This is a genomic window from uncultured Turicimonas sp. (genome assembly GCF_902477955.1).
GTDB lineage: Bacteria > Pseudomonadota > Gammaproteobacteria > Burkholderiales > Burkholderiaceae_F > Turicimonas.
The window spans coordinates 35,313-61,018 of sequence record NZ_CABSJB010000008.1; the positions used below are offsets into that span (position 1 = coordinate 35,313).

26 protein-coding genes are annotated in these 25,706 nt (G+C 45.2%); 16 read left to right on the top strand and 10 right to left on the bottom strand.

Annotated features, from left to right (window positions below):
- Window positions 1-4: 4 nt before the first annotated feature.
- Window positions 5-1,765 carry a nickel-dependent hydrogenase large subunit gene (locus RDK53_RS03735; protein ID WP_308513356.1) on the bottom strand — a complete coding sequence of 587 codons (1,761 nt, stop codon included), beginning with the start codon at window positions 1,763-1,765 and terminating at the stop codon, window positions 5-7.
- On the bottom strand, window positions 1,765-2,865 hold the full coding sequence (locus RDK53_RS03740; RefSeq protein ID WP_308513357.1) for a hydrogenase small subunit: 1,101 nt from the start codon (window positions 2,863-2,865) through the stop codon (window positions 1,765-1,767). Before RDK53_RS03740 ends, RDK53_RS03735 begins: the two co-directional genes overlap by 1 nt.
- A 339-nt stretch (window positions 2,866-3,204) precedes the next feature.
- On the opposite strand from RDK53_RS03740, the gene ccmA reads away from it, so the two are divergent.
- The 12 genes from ccmA (at window position 3,205) to ccmI (RDK53_RS03800) (ending at window position 14,461) form a co-directional block, all read left to right on the top strand.
- Complete coding sequence (ccmA, locus tag RDK53_RS03745; protein WP_308513358.1) at window positions 3,205-3,888, top strand: cytochrome c biogenesis heme-transporting ATPase CcmA; 684 nt, start codon at window positions 3,205-3,207, stop codon at window positions 3,886-3,888.
- Window positions 3,881-4,549: a heme exporter protein CcmB gene (ccmB, locus tag RDK53_RS03750; protein ID WP_308513359.1), complete on the top strand. Its 669-nt coding sequence runs from the start codon at window positions 3,881-3,883 to the stop codon at window positions 4,547-4,549. Before ccmA ends, ccmB begins: the two co-directional genes overlap by 8 nt.
- Before the next feature lie 11 nt (window positions 4,550-4,560).
- Entirely contained in the window at window positions 4,561-5,295 is a 735-nt protein-coding gene (gene ccmC / locus RDK53_RS03755; RefSeq protein ID WP_308513360.1) for a heme ABC transporter permease CcmC, read from the top strand.
- Window positions 5,295-5,483: a heme exporter protein CcmD gene (gene ccmD, locus RDK53_RS03760; RefSeq protein WP_066593348.1), complete on the top strand. Its 189-nt coding sequence runs from the start codon at window positions 5,295-5,297 to the stop codon at window positions 5,481-5,483. The genes ccmC and ccmD overlap by 1 nt, the downstream gene beginning before the upstream one ends.
- Window positions 5,480-5,923: a cytochrome c maturation protein CcmE gene (ccmE, locus tag RDK53_RS03765; protein ID WP_066593346.1), complete on the top strand. Its 444-nt coding sequence runs from the start codon at window positions 5,480-5,482 to the stop codon at window positions 5,921-5,923. Before ccmD ends, ccmE begins: the two co-directional genes overlap by 4 nt.
- Before the next feature lie 15 nt (window positions 5,924-5,938).
- Entirely contained in the window at window positions 5,939-7,900 is a 1,962-nt protein-coding gene (locus RDK53_RS03770) for a heme lyase CcmF/NrfE family subunit (protein WP_308513361.1), read from the top strand.
- A gap of 12 nt (window positions 7,901-7,912) precedes the next feature.
- Window positions 7,913-8,449, top strand: a complete 537-nt coding sequence (locus tag RDK53_RS03775) for a DsbE family thiol:disulfide interchange protein (protein ID WP_308513362.1) — start codon at window positions 7,913-7,915, stop codon at window positions 8,447-8,449.
- A complete protein-coding gene (locus tag RDK53_RS03780) occupies window positions 8,446-8,952 on the top strand; it encodes a cytochrome c-type biogenesis protein (protein WP_066593341.1) in 507 nt (168 codons plus the stop codon). Before RDK53_RS03775 ends, RDK53_RS03780 begins: the two co-directional genes overlap by 4 nt.
- Window positions 8,952-10,349 (top strand): c-type cytochrome biogenesis protein CcmI, encoded by a 1,398-nt coding sequence (gene ccmI / locus RDK53_RS03785; protein WP_308513363.1) that lies wholly within the window; start codon window positions 8,952-8,954, stop codon window positions 10,347-10,349. Before RDK53_RS03780 ends, ccmI (RDK53_RS03785) begins: the two co-directional genes overlap by 1 nt.
- 228 nt (window positions 10,350-10,577) lie before the next feature.
- Window positions 10,578-12,227, top strand: a complete 1,650-nt coding sequence (locus RDK53_RS03790; RefSeq protein ID WP_308513364.1) for an ammonia-forming cytochrome c nitrite reductase subunit c552 — start codon at window positions 10,578-10,580, stop codon at window positions 12,225-12,227.
- Window positions 12,228-12,316: 89 nt separating this feature from the next.
- Window positions 12,317-13,552, top strand: coding sequence for an MFS transporter (locus RDK53_RS03795; RefSeq protein ID WP_308513365.1), 1,236 nt, complete (start codon window positions 12,317-12,319; stop codon window positions 13,550-13,552).
- 12 nt (window positions 13,553-13,564) lie between these two features.
- Window positions 13,565-14,461, top strand: coding sequence for a c-type cytochrome biogenesis protein CcmI (gene ccmI / locus RDK53_RS03800; protein WP_308513366.1), 897 nt, complete (start codon window positions 13,565-13,567; stop codon window positions 14,459-14,461).
- Here ccmI (RDK53_RS03800) and RDK53_RS03805 read toward each other — a convergent pair.
- The 7 genes from RDK53_RS03805 to RDK53_RS03835 form a co-directional block, all read right to left on the bottom strand.
- Window positions 14,450-16,330, bottom strand: a complete 1,881-nt coding sequence (locus RDK53_RS03805; protein WP_308513367.1) for a U32 family peptidase — start codon at window positions 16,328-16,330, stop codon at window positions 14,450-14,452. The two genes, ccmI (RDK53_RS03800) and RDK53_RS03805, sit on opposite strands and share 12 nt — an antisense overlap.
- A 47-nt stretch (window positions 16,331-16,377) precedes the next feature.
- Window positions 16,378-17,028 (bottom strand): ankyrin repeat domain-containing protein, encoded by a 651-nt coding sequence (locus RDK53_RS03810; protein ID WP_308513368.1) that lies wholly within the window; start codon window positions 17,026-17,028, stop codon window positions 16,378-16,380.
- Window positions 17,018-17,797: a TatD family hydrolase gene (locus RDK53_RS03815; protein WP_308513369.1), complete on the bottom strand. Its 780-nt coding sequence runs from the start codon at window positions 17,795-17,797 to the stop codon at window positions 17,018-17,020. The genes RDK53_RS03810 and RDK53_RS03815 overlap by 11 nt, the downstream gene beginning before the upstream one ends.
- Window positions 17,798-17,809: 12 nt before the next feature.
- Entirely contained in the window at window positions 17,810-18,598 is a 789-nt protein-coding gene (locus RDK53_RS03820; RefSeq protein WP_066593317.1) for a UDP-2,3-diacylglucosamine diphosphatase, read from the bottom strand.
- Window positions 18,599-19,090: a peptidylprolyl isomerase gene (locus RDK53_RS03825; RefSeq protein WP_308513370.1), complete on the bottom strand. Its 492-nt coding sequence runs from the start codon at window positions 19,088-19,090 to the stop codon at window positions 18,599-18,601. It abuts the gene before it with no gap.
- A gap of 14 nt (window positions 19,091-19,104) precedes the next feature.
- Window positions 19,105-19,665, bottom strand: coding sequence for a peptidylprolyl isomerase (locus RDK53_RS03830; protein WP_308513371.1), 561 nt, complete (start codon window positions 19,663-19,665; stop codon window positions 19,105-19,107).
- Between the two features lie 79 nt (window positions 19,666-19,744).
- Window positions 19,745-20,293, bottom strand: a complete 549-nt coding sequence (locus RDK53_RS03835) for a tetratricopeptide repeat protein (RefSeq protein WP_308513372.1) — start codon at window positions 20,291-20,293, stop codon at window positions 19,745-19,747.
- A gap of 110 nt (window positions 20,294-20,403) precedes the next feature.
- On the opposite strand from RDK53_RS03835, the gene cysS reads away from it, so the two are divergent.
- From cysS to tilS, 4 genes are read left to right on the top strand one after another with little or no spacing between them, the layout of a single operon-like run.
- The gene (cysS, locus tag RDK53_RS03840) at window positions 20,404-21,798 is read left to right on the top strand and encodes a cysteine--tRNA ligase (RefSeq protein WP_308513373.1); all 1,395 of its coding nucleotides are present in this window, start codon (window positions 20,404-20,406) and stop codon (window positions 21,796-21,798) included.
- Window positions 21,799-21,801: 3 nt separating this feature from the next.
- The gene (locus RDK53_RS03845; RefSeq protein ID WP_308513374.1) at window positions 21,802-22,470 is read left to right on the top strand and encodes a DNA-3-methyladenine glycosylase; all 669 of its coding nucleotides are present in this window, start codon (window positions 21,802-21,804) and stop codon (window positions 22,468-22,470) included.
- A 2-nt stretch (window positions 22,471-22,472) separates the two neighbouring features.
- Window positions 22,473-23,441, top strand: coding sequence for an acetyl-CoA carboxylase carboxyltransferase subunit alpha (locus tag RDK53_RS03850; RefSeq protein ID WP_066593299.1), 969 nt, complete (start codon window positions 22,473-22,475; stop codon window positions 23,439-23,441).
- An 8-nt stretch (window positions 23,442-23,449) separates the two neighbouring features.
- Complete coding sequence (tilS, locus tag RDK53_RS03855) at window positions 23,450-24,847, top strand: tRNA lysidine(34) synthetase TilS (RefSeq protein WP_308513375.1); 1,398 nt, start codon at window positions 23,450-23,452, stop codon at window positions 24,845-24,847.
- Window positions 24,848-24,899: 52 nt separating this feature from the next.
- Here tilS and RDK53_RS03860 read toward each other — a convergent pair whose 3' ends face one another.
- Complete coding sequence (locus RDK53_RS03860) at window positions 24,900-25,706, bottom strand: ABC transporter ATP-binding protein (protein WP_308513376.1); 807 nt, start codon at window positions 25,704-25,706, stop codon at window positions 24,900-24,902.

Sequence of the window (25,706 nt, forward strand, 5' to 3'; positions counted from 1 at the left end):
CTTCTTAGCGAACTTGAACTTTGCAGAGTTCTTGTCCTTCAGTTGAAAGTACGTGAGTTGCGCAAGCCAAGCACGGGTCAAAACTATGGATAGTACGCAAGATTTCAAGCGGCTGGTTAGCGACGGCTACCGGTGTACCGAGCAATGAGGCTTCGTATGCACCCAATTGGCCCTTCGGATCACGTGGGGAAGCATTCCAAGTAGACGGAACAACAGCCTGCCAGTTTGCAATGACACCGTCTTTAATGACGCACCAGTGGCCAAGAGCACCACGCGGAGCTTCAGCAGGACCAACACCCTTGCATTCGAGCGGCCATGTGCTCGGTTCCCATTTTTCCATATTGGCAGCAACTTCGTCACCGGCCTTAATGTTGGCTTCGAGTTCATCAACGCAGCGAAGCATTTCACGAGCCATCATACGAGCTTCTAAGCAGCGAGCCAGTGTACGGCCAAGAGTTGAGAACATCGCTTGAATTGGTACGCCAGCCTTTGAAAGGGCTTCATTAACCAATTCTGTCTGTTCAGGCATCTTCTTAGCGTATGCAACCACCATACGGGCCAATGGGCCGGTTTCCATAGCGTGACCGTTCCAGCGAGGAGCTTTAATCCAAGAATAACGGCTTTCAGCACCAAGCCACTTAATATCTGTCTTGGTACCTTCAGTACCGGCTCCAAGTTCAAACTTCGGATCAGTGATACCGTCCCATGGATGCAAGCCTGCATCCGGCTGAGGATATTGATACCAAGAGTGATCAACGAATTCTTTAATCTGGTTAGGATCTTTTAGGTCAACCGGGTGGATTTCATCAAGTTTGCCGTCGATGATGGCGCCGTTAGGCATCAACAAGCTCTTTTCAGAAAGATCGTTGGCATATCTTGGGAAATCGCCGTAGCAGAGCAAGTTCTGGTTGGAGAGACCTCCGCCAATCTTGAACCAGTCTTTGTAGAACGGAGCCATTGCCATAAGGTCCGGATAGTAGACTTCTTCAATAAACTTGATTGTGTCTTTAGCGATATCGCGGATGTAGTTAACCCAAATCTGGTTGACCATTGTGCCTTGAGCACCCGTGTCGTTCATGTTAATTGGGCACGGTACTCCGCCGACCAAATAGTTCGGGTGAGGGTTCTTTCCGCCGAGAATTGTATGAACCTTAACGATTTGACGCTGATAGTCCAAGCTTTCAAGGTAGTGTGTTACACCGAGAAGGTTGACTTCAGGCGGAAGCTTGTAAGCAGGGTTGCCCCAATAGGCATTTGCGAAAATACCAAGTTGGCCGCTGGCAACAAACTTCTTAAGTCTGTCTTGAATTTCTTTGAAGTACGCTGGAGAAGAAAGGGCGTGATTAGAAATTGCTACCTGGATTTCGCTGGTTTTCTTCGGATCAGCATTCAGCGCGCTTACTACATCAATCCAGTCCAAGCCGTGGAGCTGATAGAAGTGTGTAAGGTGGTCCTGGCAGTAGAGGGTAGCATTCATCAAGTTGCGGATGATGTTTGCATTCTTAGGAATCTTAATTCCAAGAGCATCTTCAACGGCTCTAACTGCAGAAAGAGCATGAATACCGGTACATACACCGCAAATACGTTCTACGAAAGCCCATGCATCACGTGGATCGCGGCCTTTAAGAATGACTTCCAAGCCTCTCCACATTGTGCCTGTAGACATGGCATCGACAATAACGTTGTTGTCGTCCATGACGGCTTGCATACGTAAGTGACCTTCAATACGGGTGATAGGGTCAACAACAATTTTCTGGTTTGCCATTATAAGTTCGCTCCCATGTCTTTATTAACTTCTTTGCTCTTTGCTCTGGCAACAGCACTTGCAGCGACGTGGACGGCAATTGCAGCGCCGATTACGCCGAGAGCTGCCAGACCCACACGGTCGGCAGTTGCTTGAATACCAAGGCCCCAGCTTGGAGGAAGAATAGTTGGTTCGTGTGCATAGAAGGAACCTTTATCCCAGAAATCAGCTTCTGAACAAGCAAGGCATGGATGGCCCGACTGAACCGGCCAAGAAATTGCTTCGTTCCATCTAATAGCAGAACAAGAGTTGTAAGTGATAGGTCCTTTGCAGCCGACTTTGTATAGGCAGTAGCCGAGCTTGGCACCGATATCGTCAAATTTTTCAACGAACTGACCGGCATCAAAGTGGGCTCGTCTGTAGCATTTATCGTGAATTCTCTGACCGTAGAACATCTTCGGACGCAGCTGACCGTCAACCGGCGGGAGACGATCATAGGTGAGCATGTATGTGATGACACCGGTCATGACTTCAGGAATCGGAGGACAACCCGGTACGCGGATAATCGGTTTGTCTTTGATTACATCGGTAATAGGTACTGAGTGGGTCGGATTTGGTTTGGCCGTATTGATACAACCCCAAGATGCGCAAGAGCCCCAAGCAATGATGGCTTTTGCTCCTTTAGCGCAGTGAAGGAGTTTTTCAATAAATGGTTTGCCGCCCGGAATACAGAAGACACCGTCGTCTCCCAAGCATGGAGAACCTTCAACAGCAAGAATATAGTTGCCGTCGAATTTCTTCATAACATCTTCCAAAGCTTGGTGATCTTGTTCACCTGCTGCGGCCATCAATGTGTCGTCATATGCTAAAGAAATCATAGAGAGGATGACATCTTTAACCAACGGATGGTAGGAACGAATAAAAGATTCTGTACAGCAAGTGCATTCAAGTCCGTGAAGCCAGATAACTGGAGTTCTAGGCTTTGTTTCCATAGCGTGAGCGATATCAGCTGCGCCGGAAGCACCTAATCCGAGAGAAGCAGCCGTGAGAGAGCAGAATTTCAAAAAACTCCGTCTTGAAACTCCCTGACGCCGCATCATTTCATAGTTAGTTTCTGTCATAGAAGCAATTCCATCAGTAAGGGTTATTGCAGGTTCAATGCGTCGAACCTCTTGGGTAACTGTAACCTTAAATGTAAACACTTAGAGGGAATCGTGCTTAAAATGGGTTTTTAATAAAAACATATGGATACTTGTGATTTTACAAATTTGATGTAACGTATATCGTTACATTTAATCTACTTGGAGCTTGAGAAACGAAAGAGGAAAAAATAAATCTTCAGACTCTCGCTTAATAGTGATTTCCCTAGCGAAATAAACGATCGGTAATACCTAAGGTTTATTTAATGCCGTATTCCTAAACTAGCTCCGACTGAAATTTAACGTTAAATTTTTCAATTTATGTCTCAAACCGTCCCCCAGCTAGAACTCAAGGATGTGAAGTGCATTCGTGGGGAAAGGTTGCTTTTTCGTAAGCTTAACTTTTCCTGCCAAGAAGGCACTCTGGTAAGAATTGCCGGTCCGAATGGAACGGGTAAGACTAGTTTGTTGCGTCTTCTGGTTGGACTTATGTCTCCACAGGAAGGAAAGATTCTTTGGGGCGGTCAGGAAATCAAAAAACTAAAAGAAGATTTTTGGAAAGACCTGGTTTATATCGGACACCTTAATGGGGTGAAGGATGAACTTACTGCGAGAGAGAATCTTCTTATCAATTGTGAAATCGGAGAACATCCGATTACTTCTGAATACGCGGACGAATGTCTTAAAAAGGTTGGGTTGGAAGGTTTTGAGGACCAAATTACTCGTGCTCTTTCACAAGGCCAAAGAAGGCGTGTGGCACTGGCAAGACTTTATGCCTCCTCTCATGCCAAGCTGTGGGTTTTAGATGAACCCTTCGTAGCGCTGGACGTTGCCGCAGTAGAAAATTTGTCCAATCAAATTGCTGAGCATGTTAATAGCGGCGGAATTGTCATTTTGACAACACACCAAGAAGTTCCGATTTCTGCAAATAAAAAAGAGGTCATCACTCTTAAAGGTGGCGTATGGCTCGGACGTCATGAAATGAAGAAGGTAAAAAATGTTTAGATTGTTTCGAGCAGTTTTGATAAGAGATCTGACGTTGTCCCTTCGTCAGAAGTCGGACATCCTCAATACAGTTTTTTTCTTCATTGTGGTCGTTACTTTAGTCCCGCTGGGAATCGGTCCCGATCAACAATTATTAAGATTGATTGCTCCCGGAGTGGTTTGGGTTGCAGCTCTGCTTGCAGCTCTTCTTTCCCTTCCGAGGCTTTTTGCTAACGATTTTGCCGATGGAACTCTTGAACAGATGCTTTTATCGGGAGAGCCGCTTACAGTTATCGTGATTGCGAAAGTTTTTGCTCATTGGTTGACTACCGGCATCCCTTTGACTGTAATTTCCGTGGTTTTCGCCTTAATGTTTGACTTAAGTGCTGAGGTCACGGTAGCTCTAATTACTGCCCTGTTTATCGGAACCCCGGTTCTAAGCCTGGTGGGGTCTGTCGGTGCAGCTCTGACTCTCGGAGTCAGAGGAGGAAGTGTCCTTACTTCCTTACTCGTTCTTCCACTTTATATTCCCGTACTAATCTTTGGAGCAGGCGCTGCTGAAGCTGTTTCAGTTGGAGTATCCTCCTCCGCCTATTTTTTAATTGTTGGTGCCTTAACCCTTTTCTCTTTAGTCGTCATGCCAATTGCAACTGCTGCGGCATTGAGGATTGCAGCTGAATAGGAGATTTCTTTATGACCTCAACTTCCATCTTTACTCCTGAGGGAATGTACCGCTTTGCCGGCAAGCTTGTGGTGCCTTGTCTCGTCTCTGCCGCTATTGTTGCGCTTATAGCTTTTTACCTAGGCTTTTTTGTAGCTCCGGTCGACGTAACTCAAGGCAATTCCTACCGTATTCTTTATATTCACGTTGCCAGTGCTTGGATGGCCATGCTTCTCTACGTATTGATGGCCATTTTCTGCATTCTCGGCTTAGTTACTGAGAAAAAGCTTTGGCCGATGATAGCTGCTTCATTAGCACCTACCGGCGCCTTGATGGCTTTTTTAGCTCTCTGGACAGGATCTCTTTGGGGTCGTCCTACCTGGGGGGCTTACTGGGTATGGGATGCACGCCTCACAAGTGCTCTGATTCTCTTCTTCTTTTACCTTGGTTACTTGGCGCTTCAGAACGCCATCCCGGATTGGAGAAGGGCGGATAAAGCTTGTTCTGTCATCGGAATTGTCGGTGTGATTAACGTTCCGATTGTTTATTTTTCTGTTCAATGGTGGAACACTTTGCATCAAGGTGCTTCTCTCACCTCTTCAGGTTCCTCCATTCATCCCATCATGTTAACTGCATTGCTCGTTATGGTTGCCGCCTTCTGGCTATACACCTTCGGTGCAACATTTGCCCGTCTCCGCTCCATTATTTTGGAACGCGAAAAAGGTGAGGAGTGGGCTCAGGAACTTGCTTTGAAAGGAGAGCTGTAATGGATCAGTGGGGAAGTTTTTCTGATTTTATTTCTATGGGCGGCTACGGACGATATGTATGGGGCGCCTATGGGATGGTCATTTTTTGTTTTATTTGTGAATTAGTGAGTTTAAGCAGACGCCGTCAAAGAGCGGCAAAAGAATTATTGCTTGAGGCACGCGCTCATCAGGCGGAGGAAGACCTATGAACACCAAACAGAAACGCTTAGCTTTAATTGGAGGCGGATTGGCAATCGCAGCGGCGGCTGTCGGTTTAGTTATGAATGCATTCCAGGACAACCTTGTCTTCTTCTTTTCGCCAAGCCAGGTTGTTGCTAAGGAAGCTCCTGAGGGGAGAGCTTTCAGAATCGGCGGATTCGTCAAAGAAGGATCTGTCCAAAGACAGTCTGATGGTTTGACCGTTAATTTTTACGTTACTGATACAGCTCATGAAGTTCCTGTTGCTTACAAAGGCAGCTTGCCTGATCTTTTCAAAGAAGGGAAGGGTGTAGTTGCTCAAGGAAAGCTCAAGAATGGAGTCTTCGAAGCAGATCAAGTTTTAGCAAAGCATGATGAAAATTACATGCCTCCTGAAGCGGAAAAAGCCGTTAAGGAAGCGCATGAAAAAGCTCGTGCTTCAAAGTCATAAGTTTCGGAGATTTGGATGATTCCAGAGATAGGACATTTTGCGTTAATTCTCGCCTTAATAGCGGCCCTGATTCAGGGTATTTTGCCATTGGCGGGAACAGCCTTGGGAGTGAGAAGCTGGGTTAATGTGGCCAGACCTGCAGTATTTGCCAATTCTGTATTCTGCCTTATTGCTTTCGGCTGCTTAATGTGGTCTTTCTACGTTAATGACTTTTCTGTTGTTAACGTAGCAAGTAACTCCAATACTCTTCTGCCGTGGTTCTACAGGTTATCCGCAACATGGGGCTCTCATGAAGGCTCTATTCTGTTGTGGACAGTGCTTTTGGCAGTTTGGGGTCTTTGCGTTGCTTTATTTTCCAAGCATTTGCCGCAGGAAGTAATGGCACGCGTGATCGGTGTTATGGGCTTGATTTCCGTCGGCCTGACTCTTTTCATGCTTTTAACCAGCGATCCATTTGTTCGCCTGTTTCCGGCAGCCTCGGAAGGCCGTGACTTAAACCCGCTTCTTCAAGACCCGGGAATGGTTTTTCATCCGCCGCTTCTCTACATGGGCTATGTAGGAATGGTGGTACCTTTTGCGTTTGCGGTAGCGGCTCTTATCGGAGGAAGATTAGATGCTGCCTGGGCCCGCTGGACACGTCCATGGACAAGCATTGCGTGGATCTTCTTAACTCTCGGCATCGCTCTTGGCTCCTGGTGGGCCTACTATGAATTGGGCTGGGGCGGCTGGTGGTTCTGGGATCCGGTTGAAAACGCTTCCTTTATGCCTTGGCTTACCGGTACAGCTTTGCTTCATTCTTTGGCAGTTACTGAAAAACGCGGAAGCTTTAAGATCTGGACTGTTCTACTTGCCTTGATTACCTTCTCTCTTTCCTTGCTCGGAACCTTCCTGGTTCGTTCAGGTGTTTTGACTTCCGTCCATGCTTTCGCAACGGATCCTCAGAGAGGCCTGTTTATCTTGGCTCTTCTTGTCTGCGTAATCGGCGGCTCTTTGCTGCTTTTTGCCTGGAGAGCTCCTCGCGTCGGGACAGGCGGACAATTTGAATTGTTCTCCAGAGAAGCTCTGCTTCTGGTCAACAATGTATTACTCGTTGTTGCTATGGGTGCTGTTCTCCTTGGAACTTTATATCCACTATTTATTGATGCCCTCAATGCAGGCAAGATTTCTGTAGGACCTCCGTACTTTGATTCTGTATTCGGTCCAATCATGGTTCCGGTTATTTTCTTAATGGGTATAGGACCTCTGGTTCGATGGAAAGACGCAAGTGTTTCTGACTTAGGCAAGAGAACATTGTGGTGTCTGATTATTTCTGCGATCCTGGGAGCTTCTGTTCCGCTATTATGGGGTTGGAGCACATGGGTGTTCATTGGTCTCTTCCTTTCTTTCTGGGTTTTGACCACTTTCTTAGAAAGCGTCCGAGAGAACATTAGAAATATTCGCGGCAACTTCTTCCGCAAGCTCTCCTCTTTAAGCAGAGCTTATTGGGGCATGATGGTTGCTCACCTTGGAGTGGCAGTCTTCATCGTAGGCGTTTCCATGGTCATGACTTACTCCCTTGAAAGAGATGTAACTATGACTCCGGGTCATGAAGTTTCCGTCGGCGAGTACAACTTTAAATTTGACAAAGTTGAAACAGGAATTCGCGGACCTAACTTTATCGCTGACAAAGGCTTCTTTACCGTTACCAAGGGTCAGAAGACCGTTGCCGAACTGACGCCTGAGAAGAGAAAGTATTTCTCCAGTGAAATGCCGATGACTGAATCCTCTATTGATTCTTCCATTACCGGAGACCTCTACGTATCTATGGGCGCACAAACTGCTGACGGTGCATGGATTGTTCGTGCTTACGACAAACCATACGTAACTTGGATCTGGTGGGGGTGCATCATTATGTCCCTGGGTGCATTGTTAGCGATGTTTGATAAACGTTATCGCATTCTTCGTCGTAAGGATGCTGATAAATATGGCGCTAGATAACCGAGATAAAAGATGAAATTGAAATATATCGTTCCGCTGGTTTTATTTCTGGCGTTAGTAATTTTCTTTGTCGTAGGTCTGGGGAAGGATCCTCGTGAAGTTCCTTCTCCGCTTATCGATAAACCGGCTCCTGAATTTGCTCTTCCAAGGCTTGACGACCCTTCAAAGGTTGTCAGCAAGAAAGATATGCTTGGTCAGGTTTGGTTGATGAATGTTTGGTCTTCCTGGTGCGGTTCTTGTAAGTACGAGCATCCTAATCTAGTGAAGATTGGCAAAAGCGGTCAGAAAGTGCTTCCGATCGTTGGATTGAATTATAAAGATACGGACGGTGCCGCCGTACGGACATTAAGAACGACAGGCGACCCCTATGATTTCTCTGTTAAAGATCCTACAGGTGAAACCGGTATTGAGTTCGGAGTCTACGGTGTTCCCGAAACGTTCGTCATTGATAAGAAAGGAGTCATTCGCTATAAGCAGATTGGACCGATTACTGACGAAGTCTGGGAAAAGACCATGTATCCGTTAATTAAAAAATTAAAGGCAGAATGATGAAAAAATTTCTTTTCTTACTTTGTGCTTTAATTTCTCTTAGCTGTTTTGCTCAAGCGCCGCAGTCCCCCGGAGCCGCTCCGGACGTTAAACCGACAATCCTTGATCCGGTTGCAAATAAGAGAGTCGCAGAAATTTCTAGCCAGCTTAGGTGCTTAGTTTGTCAAAATCAGTCAATCGCAGATTCCAATGCCGAGTTAGCTATTGACTTGAAGAACCAGGTAGTTAAGCAAATTGCCGCCGGCAAGACTAATGAGCAAATCATTGATTTTATGGTTGAAAGGTACGGAGATTTCGTTCTTTACAATCCCCCCTTCAAATTAAGTACTTTGCTTTTATGGGTTGGACCGGCTTTATTCTTCGTGTTTGCCCTGGCTGCTTTGTTCTGGACATTAATTAAGAGAAAGCAGCAAAAAGCCAAACCTTTGACAGCAGAAGAAAAAGCGAGAGCTGAAGCGTTGCTGAAAGGTACAAAGAGCAACACTAAAAAAGGAGCCGTCTAATGACTACTTTATTCCTGTGGATGGGGTTTTTGACTATCCTTTTACTCTTGATCTTGATTGTTCCTTTATGTACTAATCGAGCCAAGAAGCAAAAGGAAAGTCTTCCGCAGATTAATGTCGATATTTACCGAGATCAATTTAAAGAGCTTGAAAATGAGCTGGCTCGGGGAGCTATCTCTCAACAAGAGTACGACGAGGGAAGAGAAGAACTTGAAAGAAGAGTTCTCGAAGACACCGCGGTAGACAATCAAGTTTCTTACAGCAGTGGAAAAGCGGGTATCTACACGGCTTTTGCTCTCGTGCTTTTAGTTCCGTTTGTGGCTGCCGCTATGTGGTTGATAACACAGCCTCTCGGCGATTTCAGACTTGACGGTGGTAAATACGAAGGTATCGTCGATTACAACACTGGTCAAGTGGTTAAGAATACGGGAGAAATGCATGATATGGATTCCGCTATTCTGAAGTTGAAGCAGCACCTTGATGCAGAGCCTGGTGATATTAACGGCTGGATGATGTACGGAAGAACTCTTCTTACTCTTCGTAAATATCCTCAGGCGGCCGATGCATTTGAGCATGCACTCCATTTAGCGCCGGGCAATCCTGTCATCATGGTTGATTTAGCTGATGCTATTGCAATGGTCCAGAATCAAGATCTCACCGGCCGTCCGTGGGAACTTGTCAACAAAGCCTTATCTGTGGATCCAACCAATTGGAAAGCCCTGATGATGGGAGGTACGGATTACTTCAACCACGGTGACTACCGGATGGCTGTAATGTATTGGGAAAGACTTCTTAAGCATCTTTCGCCAAACGACAATCTTGTCCCAGCTGTGAAGGGCAGTATCCAGGAGGCTCGCTCATTGGGTCAGATCGTTGGTCCGGTTCAAGATACTCTTCCATTTGGAAAACCTCATGGAAACAACTCTTCTCCTGTGCCAATGGTCAGCCAGATGATGCAAGGCGGAACCTCTGCAATGAGCCAGTCTATTGTGCCTGGAGACGGTCATTCTCCGGAGGCTCACAAAGTTGAGAAGGCTAAGCCTACTCACAGTATCTCCGGCACCGTAGAGCTTTCTCCGGATCTCATTGAAAAGATGGGGGACCACACTACTCTTTATGTGACTGCCCGACCTGCTTCCGGTAGTCGTGCTCCGATCGCTCAGTTCCAAATGAAGGTGTTAGATTTTCCTGCCCATTTCACTGTGGATAACACCATGACGCCTCCGATGGATATGGGAGCTGGAACTTTGGATCAACATAAAGAAGTTATCGTGACCGCACGTCTTGGCAAAGCCGGTTCCATCATGCCTGCCGCCGGTGATTTAGAGGGAACTACAGGCCAGCCGATACCGGTGAATTCTAAAGAGGTAAAAATTATATTGAACAAAGTCAGATAACCTTATATCGACGCAAAACTTAGGGCCGTTTCGACGGCCTTTTTTCATCTTTCCGTTTTTCTTTTTTGCACAAATATTTGGTAGTGCTTGGGCTTTTATACCTACCCCTTTTGGAGTAGATAGAAGGTAATAGGTGATAGAGATAGGCGTTAAGCTTGATTTAATAAAGTTCCTCGATCAAAATGTAAGTGTTGGTAAAAAATTTACCCCACTAACTCGGAGAACAACATGAGAAAGATGAACAATCTGCTCTCTATTTTGGCGGTTCTTGCTCTCTCTGGAACGGCCTCTGCAGCTCTGGCGCAGGCTCCGGCCCAGCCAAATGCAGCTTCTGCAACGTGTGTGGCTTGTCACTCTAACATTGGCGCTATGCACCAAGGAAATAAGCATCAAAACTTACCTTGCGCAACATGCCACGAAGGTACAGATAAGCACCTAACGAATCCAAAACAGAAACCTACTGTGTCTATGAATCCTCAGCAATGCGGCACTTGCCATGCTGATCAGTTCAAGACAATGTACCAAGCAAATCCTCATTCGATTGCTCGCAACTCCAAGAAGAATTCTGACAGCATCGCTCCTAACCCATTCTTTGATGAAGCACTGGGAGCCCACGGCTTTACTAAGGAACATAACCTTTTGAGAGCTCACGCATACGGCGCTGTTGACCAATTCTTGGCTGATCGCTCTTTCGGTGGACGTTTCGTTCCTAAAGACGGCTGGTTATTCTTCGGTGAAAACGGCGGTTTCTTCGGCGTTTGGGACAAGATTAAAGACACTATGCCGGAAAACAATCAGCAGAAACCTCATAAACCTGGTACTGCCGCTGCTGCCAATCCGGTTTGCTGGACATGTAAGTCTTCTGACCTCATGATGGATTGGGCCTACATGGGTGATCCTAAGGCCGGCGCAAAATGGTCAAGAGCATCTAATCCCGTTGAACTTGTCCGCAACATCAATCATGCTTTGAACTGTAACCTCTGCCATGATCCGCACAGCGCTCAGCCGCGCGTTATCAGAGATGCTTTGATCCAAGCCGTTACACGTACTGATTATCCGACTCTCTACTCAGAATCTGCCAACAAGACTCCGGTAGACGTTAAGGATATGGGTCTGCGCGGTTTCACAAGAAAGATTGCTATCTTAGGTAAACCGGACAGCAAGTTGATGTGCGCACAGTGCCACGTTGAATACAACTGCAACCCGGGTACCGATCCTGCTACAGGCAAGCCAATCAAGATGGATGACGCCAGAACCAATCTCTTTCCATTGGTTGATGTCACCAAGATTGATGATTTCTACAAACATGCATCTTTCAAAGATTTCAAACACAACCAGACAGGCGCTCTTCTTACTAAGATGCAGCACCCTGATACAGAAATCTATTGGAATTCTACTCATGACAAAGCAGGCGTAGGTTGCGCCGCATGCCATATGCCTAAGGTCAAGAATGAAAAGGGTGAAACCTATACATCTCACTGGGCAACCAATCCGAGAGCTTATGTTCAGGAAACTTGCCTGCAATGCCACAAAGATAAGACCGAAGAACACATGACACGAGTCATGGACGCTCAGAAGGCTTACTACATGGGCAAGCTTAGAGAAACTGAAGGTGCTATGTCTCAAATGTTCATCGCCTTTAGAGAAGCTAAAGACGCTGGCATCACAGGAGAACCTATCAAACAGGCTCAAGACCTTCACTCCGTTGCTCATACAAACTGGGAATGGTGGACAGCTGCTAACGGCGCATGGTTCCACAATCCGCAGCAGGCACAGGCTTCTTTAGCTAAGGCTACTGATTCTGCTAAGGCCGCAACAAAGATCTTAAGAGACGCAGTTGCTGCTAAGGTACAAGGTCAACAACAAGCTAAGAAGTAATTAGTAGTTATTCAGGCCTAAGGGAAGTCTCCACTCCTTTAGGCCTTTTTTGAGTCTTTAGGACGGTAAAATCAGAAAAAAAGGCCTCCATGATGAATAACAACCTTTCAAGTCCTAAAGATTTTGAAGCCATCTTTTTGGTTTCCATTGCACACGCAAGTTCTCATTTCTACCATTTAGTAATTCCGTCTTTGTTTCCTTGGCTGATGCCAGCATTTGACTTGAATTTCATTCAAGCCGGCGCCTTGATGACAACTTTTTTTGTAACGAGCGCAGTAGGACAATCGGCCAGCGGCTTTTTTGTTGATAAGACGGGCCCGAAAGCCGGAATGTATCTAGGTTTGGTACTTTTGGCATCTAGTGCGATTGTGCTGGGCCTCTCAGTCAATTATGCAATGCTGTTTTTAGCGGCTGCTTTAGCAGGAGCGGGCAACTCGGTATTCCATCCGGCCGATTACAGTCTGATGAATTACAACATCTCTAAACCGATGTTAGGACATGCGTTCGCCTGGCATACGTTCACCGGAAATATTGGCTGGGCCATCTGTCCGCTATTTATGGTTTTGATAGCGGAACACTATGGATGGCGAGCGGCGGCCTTTGCAGCTTCTTCGATAGCAATTATCGTTTTGATTGTTGAATTGGCCAGAAGCTCGGTGTTTGCCAACGACCAACGTAATGATAAGAGCGTTGACAAGAAGGCTTCAAGCGGAAATGCTTTTAGTTTTCTTTCCGAGAAAGCTGTTTGGCAGTGCTTTTTCTTCTTTTTCTTTACCGCCGGTGCCTTCGGCGTTCTTCAAAGTTTCAGTCAAACTATCTTTAATCATTTATATAACCTGGATTTAAAGAGTGCTTCGACTGCATTGACAGCTTATTTGGTATGTTCCGGCGTCGGCTGTCTCTTAGGGGGCTTCTTTACTAATCAGGAAAAACTCAGCAACGGAGCAGTAGTGGCCATTGCGTTAAGCTTTTCTGCCTTGATGTCCTTACTGTTGGCTTCCTGTATTTTGACTGGTTATTGGGCCATTCTATTTATGGGCGCTATGGGTTTAGGCACCGGAATCGCAAGTCCTAGCCGAGACATCATGATCAGGAAAGCCACAATCAATAAACTGGGAATGAAATCTATCGGCCGAGTTTATGGCTTTACCTACTGTGGAATGGATGTCGGGCAGTCATTGTCTCCCGTGGTTTTTGCCCCGCTGTTGGATGCCCAGATGTTTATGGCAGCTTTGTTTGGAGTAGCTATACTTCAGACTTTGGCAATTTTCACGGCCCTTAGCGTTGACAGCGGACAAAAGTCTTCTCTAGATCTCGCAACTTAAGAAATTTGATTTATGACTTTTTCTTCGTCTCAAATATATTTTTTTATATGTGCAGCCTTGATGATCGGTTTACTGCTGGTATGTCTTTGGGTTGGAATGAAGGGACTATTTCAAGGGCGCAAAGAATTTGAGACGCAGGAACTCAATAGCTATGTTTACTCAGATGAACTAGCTGAACTTGAAAGGGATTTAGATCGAGGCAGCATCACCCGGGCACAGTTTGATGAGGGGAAAGAAGAGCTCGAACGCCGTGCTCTGGAAGAAGCAAATTATTTAGATGCTCCGGTGAAAAGTCATCCCAAAGAAAAATTATTTTTCTTAGGACTTGGAGTCCTAATTCCTATCTCCGCAATCGTAATCTATCTTTACGTGGGTAATCCTTCTTTGATTGGGTACCATATTGAAAGTGAGAAGTCTCATTGGAATGAAAGGGGAGAGGTCTTCTTTGATGAAAATGCTCCTTTGGAAGAAGATAAACTAAGAGAGTATCTAAAAGAATCACCTAAAGATGTTAGAGGATGGTTGACGTTAGCCAGACTTCTTAATCAAAAGAAAAAACCTGACGAGGCTTTACAAGCTTTCAATAAGGCTTTCTCTTTGTCCAATAAAATTTCAGAAGATCCTGATTCCGTGTTGGAGAGAGCTCTGACCATGTTGGAAACAGGAAAACCTGAGAATTATTCTGAGGCTAAAAAAGAGCTTTCCAGAGTGATTGAAATGAACTCGGGAAATGTAAGGCCTTACGAAGTCTTAGGTATTTTGTGTTTTAACGAAGGAAAATATGAAGAAGCCGCCAAGTATTGGACAGAAGCTCTGGGTTACTACCCGGAAAACTCGGCGACTCGATCTTATCTTCTTGACGTGATTGGCGAAGCGAAGAATAGGGCTTCTCTAAATTTAACTCGCTAAAGAAATTGTCATTTCACAGGGTTTGCAGTGGAACTTGGCAATTAGTACGGTTTTACCGCTGACTAACTTAAGCGGTGTGGGTTTAATTTTTTCTCCGCGCTTCCTAGCTTCTTTAGGACAAAGATTTAAGCTGTAGCGGATGCAGTGTTTGCATCTCATCAGTTCGGCCTGAGGATTCTTGTGACCGTCTTCTAAAGCGGTTTCTACTATCTTGAAGCCGTGCTTCTCATAGAACTCTCTAGCCTTTTGATTTAAGACGTTCCCTCTATAGTCCAGCAAAGGGTTTTCTGCGAAGAAAGCACCAGGCTCTTTGGCCTGAGCCTTCGGCAGTTTAGAAAAAGAACTTATCCGTTTGGTTTCTAACTGTTCAATGACGGTTCTTCTCAGACTGTTGACCGCCGAAGCCGGGAGAAATCTGATGGTATCGCCTTCGACGGAGATTTCGTCAGAATCAAAAATAGTGTTGCCTAATTTACCTAGGGATTTTTTAATTTGAGTCAGAGCGTTTTCTCTGTTCTTCGCCTCATCAAAATTATTTGGTACCGAGACGGTTGAAACATTTCCGTCTTTGTCAGAAGCATAGACAGTCAGAGAATCATCAGAAAACTTAGCCTCAATCTTGATGGGAATCTTTCTGAGAGAGGTTGTGGCATTCATCTTTTTCAGCCAAGCCGCATCTTTGTTGCGCATCAGCTCCATGCCTACGGCCAATCCTGAAATCCTCCCGGTATGCTCGCGTGTATGGAGAGTCCAAAGATTGGTTGCATCCGGTACTTTTTCGGCCCTATTTACCAGGAATCCTGAAAGCTCGTCTTTATCATTCCAGAAGGTTAGACCGTCTCCATTATTGAATTCGTGTTTGCTTCTTACCGTGACGGAAAAATTATCTATTTTGACAACTTTGCCTATGATGTCGCCTGTCTTTTTGGGAGAGTTAAAACAAGCTATATCAGGCTGTCTTCCATTGACAAAATAATCAGTACCTCCGCGATTGAAGGCGTTGTTGACATCGGGATCAAAGAAAAATTCAATCTTTCCTTCACTAGATTTAGCAAAAGAGGGGTTTTGAGACAAGAATTGATCCAGCAGACGCCGATAATGTGCCGTTGTATTTTTTACATACGCTGCATCTTTATATCTTCCCTCAATTTTGAAACTTCTCACACCGGCTTCGATTAAGGCCGGAAGGTTTGCACTCTGGTTGTTGTCTTTGAGTGAAAGAACATGCTCATTGAGTCCGAGTACTTTGCCTTCCTCATCATAAACATCGAAGGGAAGGCGGCAAACTTGCGAGCATTCTCCGCGGTTTGCGCTGCGATTTTTCAGAACTTGACTTGCGTAGCATTGACCGCTGTAGCTTACACAGAGAGCGCCGTGAATAAAAAATTCGATTCTGGCTTTTTCCAAAGAATCATAGATTGCTTTAATTTGGTGGAGATCTAGCTCTCGGGCAGGTACGATTTGTGAGAAACCGGCATTCTCTAAGAATTTTGCCTTTTCAGCGGTACGAATATCGCATTGAGTAGAGGCATGCAGCTGAATGGGAGGAAGATCACACATCAGCAGTCCCATATCTTGGACAATTAGAGCATCAATGCCGATATTCCAGGCTTTGTGGGCCAGTTCTACTGCTTGTTCGAGTTCTTTATCTTTCAGCAAGGTATTTAACGTCAGATAAACTCGTGAACGATATTGGTGTGCATACTTAACTAATCTTTCTAAGTCCTCTAGGCTGTTGCCTGCATTAGCACGGGCGCCGAAAGAAGGGCCTCCGATATAAACGGCATCGGCTCCGTGAGAGATTGCTTCAATACCGATATCAGCATTTTTAGCCGGACTTAAAAGTTCTAATTCTTGAGGAGAGGACATAGAAAAAAATAAACCCACGCAAGTGGGTTGAAGAAAAAGTTAGTGGGTTAACGGCAGTGATCGTATTTGAGAAGGTCTAAGACTTCCAGGTTAGTCTGCCTTTGTTTGGCGATATCGTAAGGGGCCAAAGCATCATTGTTGCAAAAATCTTTCCGGGCACCGGCATTTAAGAGAAGTTTCACGGTTTCTGCATTTCCGTCTCTTGCCGCCATATATAAGGGAGTTATACCGCGCAGAGTTCTTGCGTTGAGATCTGCTCCGCCTCTCAGAAGCAGCGGAATAATTTCGTTGTTGCTTGAGGCAGCTGCATAGTGCAGGGGAGTCCAGTGTCCCGGGTTATTAACGGAAGCTCCCTTAGCTAATAATTTCTTTGCGATACCATTTTCTTTATAAAAAATAGCAAGCATCAAGGGAGTTTCATACAGCACATTCGGTTTGTTCAAATCAATATTTTTTTGATTGAGAAGTAAGTCGATTACATCATAGGACTTATTGCGGATTGCGCTGGATAAAAGAGGATCAGCGTTTCCGCCCGGAGTTGCCGTATTGGGATCAAAACCTTGTTTAAGAAGCGGGGCTAGATCGTCAGGACGGTTATTAAGGGCTGCATCAATAGCATCTTCATAAGAAGAAGCCAAAGCTGCTCCGCAAACAAAAATGGTCGCCGCGACCGTCAAAATAAATCTTTTAACCTTCATACCGAGCCTTACTAAAAAGTCGAAAAAAATTTTCTGTCGTGGCTTCTTCGACCTCCTCTAAAGAAATCGAACGAAGCTCAGCAATTTTTTTCGCTACGTAAATTACTTTAGACGGATCATTTCGCTTTCCTCTAAATGGCACGGGAGCCAAATAAGGACAATCTGTCTCAACTAATATTCTTTCAAGCGGGATAGACGAAGCAACGCTTTGAATATCAACCGCATTTTTAAACGTCACAATACCTGAAAACGAAATGTAGCCGCCCATTTCCAACGCAACTTGGGCCATCTTTTGATCACCACAGAAGCAATGAAGGACAAATCCGCATTCTTCTGCGTGATTGTCTTGAAGAATTCTCATCGTATCTTCATTGGCATCGCGGGAGTGAACAATTACAGGCAGATTGGCTTTTCTTGCTGCCTGAATATGAAGTGCAAATCTTTCTCTTTGCCAGTCCAAAGGTTCGGAGTTGTAGTAATAGTCGAGTCCGCACTCTCCTATTCCAACTACTTTTTCATCGGTTGAAAGAGCAACCAGCTCTTCAATCGTTGCCTCGGAAATGTCGTCATCCGTGCTCGGATGAACTCCGACGGAGCACCAAATATTTTTGTGAGATTTAGAAAATGAAAGGCAGCGAGGAAACTCTCTTAAGGCACAGCAAACCGTCAATGCGCCTTTCACATTATTCTTTTCCATTTCAGAAAAAATGCGCGGAAGTTCTTCGACAAACTCCGGGCTGTCGATGTGGCAATGTGAATCTATGAGCATAGGTAAGAGAGCTTATGAAAGACGTTCAAAATGAAGGAAGCCGCCTTCATAGCTTAAATATCCGCCTCTGGTCTTGCCGTTTTCAAAATCCCAGTCAGGAAGTACCCAACGGTCAAAACGGAAGTCGTCATTGACGTGAGTGTGATGAGCGGGTTTATGAGTATGCCCGTGAATGACAGTAGCTACATTTGCCTGGCGCGCTGCTCTGGCTACATCATGGACAACGACATCCATTAATTCATAACTTTTATGAGTATTCTCGTCTTTGCTTTGGTCTCGAAGGCTGTTGGCTAAGTCGATTCTGTGTTTCAGTTTTTCCTGCAGAATGGAAACCTGCACATCGGGATTTCGGAGTGTAGAGCGGAACTGTTGATAATCCTTGTCGAGGGTGCACCACTCATCGCCGTGAGAAAGCAGTATCCTTTCGTGGCCTGCGTAGGTGACAACCGGATCGGAAATCAGGATTGCGCCGGTTTGTTTCTCGAAGACTTTTCCTAAAAGAAAATCCCGATTGCCGTGCATTGCGTACAGGCTTTTTCCTAAAAGCCTGTAGTTCTTAAGGGCGTTGATAATATCCGGGAAGGCGTCAATGTGGTCGTCACCTGCCCAGAATTCAAATAAATCACCCAAAATTATCAGTTCATTGAATTTGATGGCATCTCGCCTCAAAAACTGGAAAAACGCTTCTTTCGTAGCTTGTTTGTCATTAGACAAATGAAGGTCTGCAATAAACACAGGCTTTCCCAGAGCGGGAAGCTGCTTTACACAAGAATTGATAGGAGCGATGCCATCAAAAGACACTTAGATCACCTCTGCTTTTTCGATAATCACATCTTCAGCAGGAACATCCTGATGAGGGAAATGACTTGTTGTTCTAACTTGGGCGATCTTATCAACAACTTCTTCCCCAGCGACAACTTTTCCGAAAACTGCATAACCCCAACCTTGGGAAGTTTCGCTGCGGAAGTCTAAGAAGTTGTTGTTAGCAACGTTGATGAAGAACTGGGCGGAAGCGGAGTGAGGATCGCTTGTGCGGGCCATAGAAATGGTGTACTTGTCGTTCTTTAAGCCGTTGTTAGCTTCGTTTCTGATCGGGGCTCTTGTTTCTTTTTGAACCATGTCGGGAGTAAAGCCGCCTCCCTGGATCATGAAGCCGGGAATAACACGGTGGAAAATAACGCCGTTGTAAAAACCGTCTTTGACATATTGTTCAAAGTTAGCGGCTGTAACAGGAGCGTTTTTGAAATCCAGTTCAACGTCGATGACGCCGAAGTTTGTAGTTAAACGAATCATTTGTTTTTCCTTCTTTATTTCAAAATTTCAACAGACTTAATTTCGATAGGTCTTACAGGAACGTCGTCGTGGAAGCCCTTTGAGGTTGTCGGCTGGCGTACGATTTTTCTCACGGTATCCATGCCGGAGACGACATGACCGAAAACAGCATACCCGTCATTGGAGGCAGAGGCATTTAAAAAATCGTTGTCCTTAACATTAATGAAGAATTGGCTTGTAGCAGAATTCGGATCATTGGTTCTTGCCATGGCCACGGTTCCTACGTTATTTTTCAATCCGTTTTTAGCTTCAAGCGGGATCGGAGCATGAGTTTTTTTCTGCTGCATGGAGGCAGTAAAACCGCCCCCTTGAATCATGAATCCCGGAATCACACGGTGGAAAATAGTGTTGGTGTAAAAACCTTCCTTGGCGTAATTCAAAAAATTAGCGCAGGTCTTAGGAGCTTTTTGTTCATCAAGCTCAATTACGATTCTGCCTTCAGTGGTATTGATTGCAACCTTCTGTCCGGCATAAGCACCTGTACAGACGGCTAATGCAATGACTGCAGAAGCAATAATTTTCTTATTAAATATCATATTCAAAACCTAATAAATTTCCTGGCTTCCTTGAGCCAATCTTTGGATTGTATTAGCAGCAAAAAGAAAATGGACAAAATTACTTACTTAAGAGCTCTCTAATCGTTTCTAATTTTGTCTTGGTGTTTTTGCTTTTCGGAGAAAGCTTTAAGGCTTCCCCGTAAGATTGGGCTGCCAATGCAAGGTATACGTCACCGAGGTTGTTGTAGGTCGTAAAGGACTTGGCATTGTTGGAAAGGGCTTGTTCCAACAGTTCTTTGGCACGGCCCAGATTTCCTTCCCCTGCATAAAGTACAGCTAAGTTGTTGTAAGGTTCGGCGATTTCCGGATATTCTCGAATCAGTTCTTCAAAAGCTTCTTTTGCTTCCTTGTTTCTCTTGAGGTCGGAGAGAATGACGCCGCGGATGAATCGGAGCTGAACGTTCTTAGGATTGTTTTCAATCTCTTTTTCTGCAAGAGCTAAGGCATCTGCACGTTTGCCGCGATAAATTAGTTGGTTGACGTCCCTTACCGGATTGATAACTTCATTTTCTTCAGGCTGAAAAAGTTGGGCCTGCGTTGATGTCAAAGAGGCGGAGCCTAGCAGCAAGGAGAAGCAAAGAAGGGAAACTAATTTCGAAATGCGCATTTCTTAACTATCCAAAGTCATTGAACAAAACTTATAATCAATAGATTGTAACCTTAGAACCACGGGGAGCGAAGCCCCGTCATTTAGAACGGTAATAGTTAGGATGACTTATGGCCCTAAAAATTTATAACACTCTGACTCGAAAAGTTGAACCTTTCAAATCCATTGAACCGGGGAAGGCCGGAATGTATGTTTGCGGGGTCACGGTTTACGACGATTGTCACATTGGTCATGGAAGGACCTTTATCGCTTTTGATGTCGCACGAAGATGGTTGGAAAAAAGCGGCTATGAGGTTAAATTCGTTCGAAATATTACCGACGTAGACGACAAAATCATCAAAAGATCGGCCGAAAGAGGAATTCTTCCTGAAGAGCTGAGCAAAATTTATGCAGAAAGAATGCAGGAAGATTTTGCTGAACTGGGCTGCCTTCCTCCAACTCACGAACCTCGCGCTACAGCCTACATTCCGCAAATGCTTTCTCTCATCGAGAAGTTGGAAGAAAAAGGATATGCATATCAAGACAAAGGCGGAGACGTGGACTTTGCCGTGCGTAATTTCAAGGATTACGGCGAGCTCTCCGGAAAGAAGATTGATGAACTTCGTGCAGGAGAACGAGTTTCAATTGATGAGACAAAACGTGATCCGTTAGATTTCGTGTTATGGAAAAAAGCAAAACCCGGTGAACCGCAATGGGATAGCAAATGGGGTAAGGGAAGACCGGGTTGGCATATCGAATGTTCCGCAATGGCATGCGAACTTCTCGGAGAGACAATCGATATCCATGCAGGCGGTCCTGATTTGAAGTTCCCTCACCACGAAAACGAGATTGCTCAGAGCCAGGCGGCAACGGGCAAGAAATTCGTAAACACTTGGATGCACTCGGGGCCTCTTCGCGTCAATGGAGAGAAGATGAGCAAGTCTTTAGGAAACTTCTGGACTATCCGTGATGCATTGAAAGAAACAAACAAGCAATATGGCCAAGGAAACGGAAACGAAACTTTGCGTTTCTTCTTGCTTAAGTCTCAATACAGAAGCCCTATCGACTTTTCTTCTGCTCTTGTTGAAGACGCTCATACAGGTTTGACCCGTCTCTACAATGCGTTAAAAGAAGTGGCTCCTGACGAACAGCCGTTGGATTGGAATGAAAAGCACGCAGCTAAATTTAAAGAGGCAATGGATGATGACTTCAATACGGCGTTGGCTGTCTCCGTGCTGTTTGAATTGGCAAATGAAGTCAATTCCACTAAGTCTCCTGAATTGGCCCGCCAACTCAAAAAGCTAGGTGAAGTTCTGGGGCTCCTCCAGCTGAATCCTGAGAAATTCATTAAGGGAGCAGTAGAAGGAGTGGATGCCGCCTGGGTTGAAGAAATGATTCAGAAGCGCAAGGAGGCTAAAAAGAACAAAGATTTTGGTACTGCAGATGCGATCCGTCAGGAATTGAAGGATAAAGGCATTGTTCTTGAAGACAAGCCGGGCGGAATTACTGAATGGAAGAAGGCCTAAACCATGACAGATGTCTTAGCCGGAGTAACACCGGTTCTTCCCGGTTGGTGGAATGAAGCGTGTGAGGAGTTAAGCAAACGTGATGAAAAGATGGCAGAGCTGATTAATGTTTACTCCCATACAGCTCTGACTTCAGTTCAAGATCCTTTTGGAACTTTGATTAGATCCGTCATCGGTCAACAAATTTCAACGAAAGCGGCTCAAACAATTTGGAGAAATTTTGCGGCGGCTTGCCCTGAGATGGCTCCCCAGCGAGTCGCAAAGAAACACCGAAGAACTTTGAGAAGCTGCGGTCTGTCCGAGAGAAAAATAGATTACATCTTAGATATTTGCCGTTATTTCCTGGAAGAAAACATCACCTTTGAGCTATTGGAGGGTATGTCAGAACAGGAAATCATTGACAGCCTTACCTCGATTAAAGGAGTAGGACGTTGGACGGCTGAGATGTTTTTAATCTTTACCATGGGAAGGCAGAATGTGTTCCCTGTTGCTGACTTAGGCATAATTAAAGCAATAGAAAAGCTTTACTTTTCTGCTGAGGAACTTCAGGCTCTTGATGCTCGGCAAAAGCAAATAAAAATACTTAAACTTTCTGAAAACTGGGCACCATACAAAACAGCTGCCAGCTGGTTTTTGTGGAGAAGCTTAAATAATTCGCCCGTGAGATATTAAATATGGCTAAATTAACTTACCTTGAATTTGAAAAACCAGTTTCGGTTTTGGAAGATAAAATTGCGGAACTTCAAAAAGTAAGCGAAGATCCCAATTCCATCAATATCCAAAGTGAAATTGATAAGCTGGAAAGAAAAAAGACCAAGCTTCTCAAAGATATCTACAGCAAGCTCACTCCATGGAATGTCTCTTTAGTTGCGCGTCATCCGCAGAGACCATATACCCTTGATTACATCAATACCATTTTTACCGACTTTCATGAGCTTCACGGAGATAGAAGCTATGCGGACGACCTCTCAATCGTCGGCGGTTTAGCCCGTTTTAACGGTCACAGTGTAATGGTTATCGGTCATCAGAAGGGACGCGATACCAAGGAAAGAACTTTGAGAAATTTCGGCATGAGCCGTCCGGAAGGCTATCGCAAAGCATTACGACTGATGAAGCTTGCGGAAAAATTCAACATCCCTCTGTTTACTTTTGTTGATACCCCGGGAGCTTATCCCGGAATCGGGGCGGAAGAAAGAGGCCAGTCGGAAGCTATCGGACATAACTTATATGCAATGAGCCAGCTCCGAGTTCCGATTATTACTACAATCATTGGAGAAGGCGGCTCCGGAGGTGCTCTGGCGATTGCAGTTTGCGACGTTTTACAGATGCTTCAGAACAGTACGTATTCCGTGATTTCTCCCGAAGGTTGCGCCTCCATTCTTTGGAAGAGTGCGGCGAAAGCCCCGGAAGCGGCCGAGGCTTTGTGCTTGACTGCACCTAAATTGAAAGAGCTGGGGTTGGTCGACAAAGTAATTCCTGAGCCTGTAGGCGGAGCTCATCGCGATCTTGCTGCAATGTCCGCGACTTTAAAACGGAACTTAAATGAATCACTCCGAGTTCTCAAGAGAATGTCTGTAGAGGAACTTTTGGAGAACCGACATCGGAAGTTAATGAATTTCGGTAGTTTTTCTGAACAAGGATAACGAGAAAGATGAGCATAGTGCCCAGTGCTGCTAAAGAGGTTAACGCTGCTATAGAAAAGCTCTATAAGGATCTCTCTGAACGGGGTGACGGCTTAGAGAGTTTCGTTAATAAGAAAATAGATCTTGTCGTGGCAGTCTCGGGAGGCTGTGACTCCGTTAGTCTCCTTAAAGCCATCGCTGGGTATGAATCACCTTTGAAAGGCCGAGTAATCTGTGTTTATGTTAATCACCACATTTCTCCCAATGCGGATAAATGGGCGGCTAAATGCAAAGCCAGAGCAAAGAAGCTTAATGTTGAGTTCGTAGAAAAAGACGTTTTTATTCGCAGCAAAGAACAAGGGCTTGAGGCCGAGGCCAGAACTTTGCGTTACAGGGCGCTTAATGAAGTAGCGGAGGTTGAAAACTGTTCTGCTATTGTGACGGCACACCATTTAGATGACCAAATCGAAACCTTTTTGATTCAATGGATGAGAGGTTCGGGGCTTAGCGGTTTGATAGGTATGCCTTACATCAAAGAAGGAAAAATTCCCGTCGTCCGTCCGTTTTTGAAGATTCCCAGAAAACGCCTTGAGACGTATGCAAGAAGCCAACATATGCGCTGGGTGGAGGATGACAGTAACACTGACGAATCTTATCTTAGAAATTTTTTGCGTCTGAATGTCATTCCGGAGCTTGAACGAGCTAGGGCAGGATTTAAATCTGCCGCTGGCCGCAGCATTGAAATTTTGGGAGAAACCTCCCAAATCCTGAATGATGTTGATGAGAAAGCGCTCCAAAAGTGTTCAGACGAGGAAGGAAATGTCCGATTAGACAGGTGGCAGAAATTTTCTCTTCCGCTCCAAGCCAGAGTATTCAGATTGTGGCTGCAGAAAAAAGAATTTCCTCCGCTTCCGCGCACTCGACTTGAGGAAATCCTCAGACAGATTAGAGAGAGCAAGAAAAAGGCAATATGCCTTCGCTCACAAGGCAAAAAGTCAATCGTTGTGAATGGAAGAACTCTTCTTATAAGAGAGGTGACTTCTGATGAAAATCCGGATTATTCCGTTGAATTTACTTGGAACGGCGAAAAGGAGATGCGCTTCAAGGGATTAGCGGGAACTTTGCGGTTTGTTGAAAGTCCGGACGGGTTCGAGGATTGTTACCTGAAGGAAAAGCCGCTTCTGTTTACTTTGGCTAAAAAATCCCGTACTCGCATAAAAATAAAAAAATTAAGACCTTCAAAGACATTAAAAGCTCTTTACCAAGAGATGAATATTCCCGAGTATGAAAGAGGGAGGGTGCCTAAGATTATTCGTGACGGTAAATTAATCTATGTAGCCGGAATCGGAGAAGAAATCCGAGAGAAACTCTATCAAGGAGACGGCAAGAAGTACTCTTTCGAATGGGTTGAAGATCATCTCCTTTAACAGCAACGCCTCCGTTTCGGAGGCGTCGCATTAAGAGCTTGAATAAAAAAGCTTATTTTGCCGGTGTGGTCAGGAGGGCTTCCGGATCAGAGAATTCGGAACCGCTTGCTCTCTCGAACATTTGGAGAAGCGATTGGACCGTTAAGTTTTTCTTCTTTTCTCCTTCAACATCAACAACCACGCGTCCCTCGTGCATCATGATTAAACGATTGCCGAAGCGCAAAGCGTCTCTCATGTTGTGAGTAATCATGAGGGTCGTAAGTTTTCCTTCCTCGACGCGTTTCTTAGTCAGCATTAAAACTTTTTCAGCAGTCTTCGGATCGAGCGCAGCAGTATGTTCGTCCAGGAGCAAAATTTGCGGCTTCACCAAAGTGGCCATAAGCAAGGTAATTGCTTGTCTTTGGCCGCCGGATAAAGTACCGATGCGAGTAGTGAGACGGTTCTCTAAACCTAGATCCAGTTCTTTAAGAAGCTGAGTAAAGGTCTCTTTTCTGCTGGCGTCTGCACTCCATCGAAGAGAAAGAGGCTGCCCTCGGCGGCTTGCCATAGCCAAGTTTTCCTCGACCTGCATATCTCCGGCCGTACCTTTCATAGGGTCTTGGAAGACTCGGCCGATGTATCGCGCACGAACAAATTCCGACATCTTAGTGACGTCTACGTCATTGATCTTAATTTGCCCTTCATCCGGTGGAAATACGCCGGCAATGCAGTTCATTAAGGTAGATTTACCCGAACCGTTGGAACCGATAACGGTAACGAAATCTCCTTCTTTTAGACGCAGATTGACGCCTTGAAGAGCTTTCTTTTCGTTTGGAGTTCCGTGAAAGAACGTTTTTCTTAAGTTAACAATCTCAAGCAT

Bases quoted from the DNA above. Each gene is read 5' to 3' on its own strand.
- ccmC (WP_308513360.1), top strand. From the start codon at position 4,561: ATGACCTCAACTTCCATCTTTACTCCTGAGGGAATGTACCGCTTTGCC.
- ccmD (WP_066593348.1), top strand. From the start codon at position 5,295: ATGGATCAGTGGGGAAGTTTTTCTGATTTTATTTCTATGGGCGGCTAC.
- ccmB (WP_308513359.1), top strand. From the start codon at position 3,881: ATGTTTAGATTGTTTCGAGCAGTTTTGATAAGAGATCTGACGTTGTCC.
- RDK53_RS03825 (WP_308513370.1), bottom strand. From the start codon at position 19,090: ATGATTCGTTTAACTACAAACTTCGGCGTCATCGACGTTGAACTGGAT.
- tilS (WP_308513375.1), top strand. From the start codon at position 23,450: ATGAGCATAGTGCCCAGTGCTGCTAAAGAGGTTAACGCTGCTATAGAA.
- cysS (WP_308513373.1), top strand. From the start codon at position 20,404: ATGGCCCTAAAAATTTATAACACTCTGACTCGAAAAGTTGAACCTTTC.
- RDK53_RS03845 (WP_308513374.1), top strand. From the start codon at position 21,802: ATGACAGATGTCTTAGCCGGAGTAACACCGGTTCTTCCCGGTTGGTGG.
- ccmE (WP_066593346.1), top strand. From the start codon at position 5,480: ATGAACACCAAACAGAAACGCTTAGCTTTAATTGGAGGCGGATTGGCA.
- RDK53_RS03850 (WP_066593299.1), top strand. From the start codon at position 22,473: ATGGCTAAATTAACTTACCTTGAATTTGAAAAACCAGTTTCGGTTTTG.
- RDK53_RS03780 (WP_066593341.1), top strand. From the start codon at position 8,446: ATGATGAAAAAATTTCTTTTCTTACTTTGTGCTTTAATTTCTCTTAGC.
- RDK53_RS03835 (WP_308513372.1), bottom strand. From the start codon at position 20,293: ATGCGCATTTCGAAATTAGTTTCCCTTCTTTGCTTCTCCTTGCTGCTA.
- RDK53_RS03795 (WP_308513365.1), top strand. From the start codon at position 12,317: ATGATGAATAACAACCTTTCAAGTCCTAAAGATTTTGAAGCCATCTTT.
- RDK53_RS03770 (WP_308513361.1), top strand. From the start codon at position 5,939: ATGATTCCAGAGATAGGACATTTTGCGTTAATTCTCGCCTTAATAGCG.
- ccmA (WP_308513358.1), top strand. From the start codon at position 3,205: ATGTCTCAAACCGTCCCCCAGCTAGAACTCAAGGATGTGAAGTGCATT.
- RDK53_RS03860 (WP_308513376.1), bottom strand. From the start codon at position 25,706: ATGCTTGAGATTGTTAACTTAAGAAAAACGTTCTTTCACGGAACTCCA.
- RDK53_RS03830 (WP_308513371.1), bottom strand. From the start codon at position 19,665: ATGATATTTAATAAGAAAATTATTGCTTCTGCAGTCATTGCATTAGCC.
- RDK53_RS03740 (WP_308513357.1), bottom strand. From the start codon at position 2,865: ATGACAGAAACTAACTATGAAATGATGCGGCGTCAGGGAGTTTCAAGA.
- ccmI (WP_308513363.1), top strand. From the start codon at position 8,952: ATGACTACTTTATTCCTGTGGATGGGGTTTTTGACTATCCTTTTACTC.
- RDK53_RS03815 (WP_308513369.1), bottom strand. From the start codon at position 17,797: ATGCTCATAGATTCACATTGCCACATCGACAGCCCGGAGTTTGTCGAA.
- RDK53_RS03775 (WP_308513362.1), top strand. From the start codon at position 7,913: ATGAAATTGAAATATATCGTTCCGCTGGTTTTATTTCTGGCGTTAGTA.
- RDK53_RS03810 (WP_308513368.1), bottom strand. From the start codon at position 17,028: ATGAAGGTTAAAAGATTTATTTTGACGGTCGCGGCGACCATTTTTGTT.
- RDK53_RS03735 (WP_308513356.1), bottom strand. From the start codon at position 1,765: ATGGCAAACCAGAAAATTGTTGTTGACCCTATCACCCGTATTGAAGGT.
- ccmI (WP_308513366.1), top strand. From the start codon at position 13,565: ATGACTTTTTCTTCGTCTCAAATATATTTTTTTATATGTGCAGCCTTG.
- RDK53_RS03790 (WP_308513364.1), top strand. From the start codon at position 10,578: ATGAGAAAGATGAACAATCTGCTCTCTATTTTGGCGGTTCTTGCTCTC.
- RDK53_RS03805 (WP_308513367.1), bottom strand. From the start codon at position 16,330: ATGTCCTCTCCTCAAGAATTAGAACTTTTAAGTCCGGCTAAAAATGCT.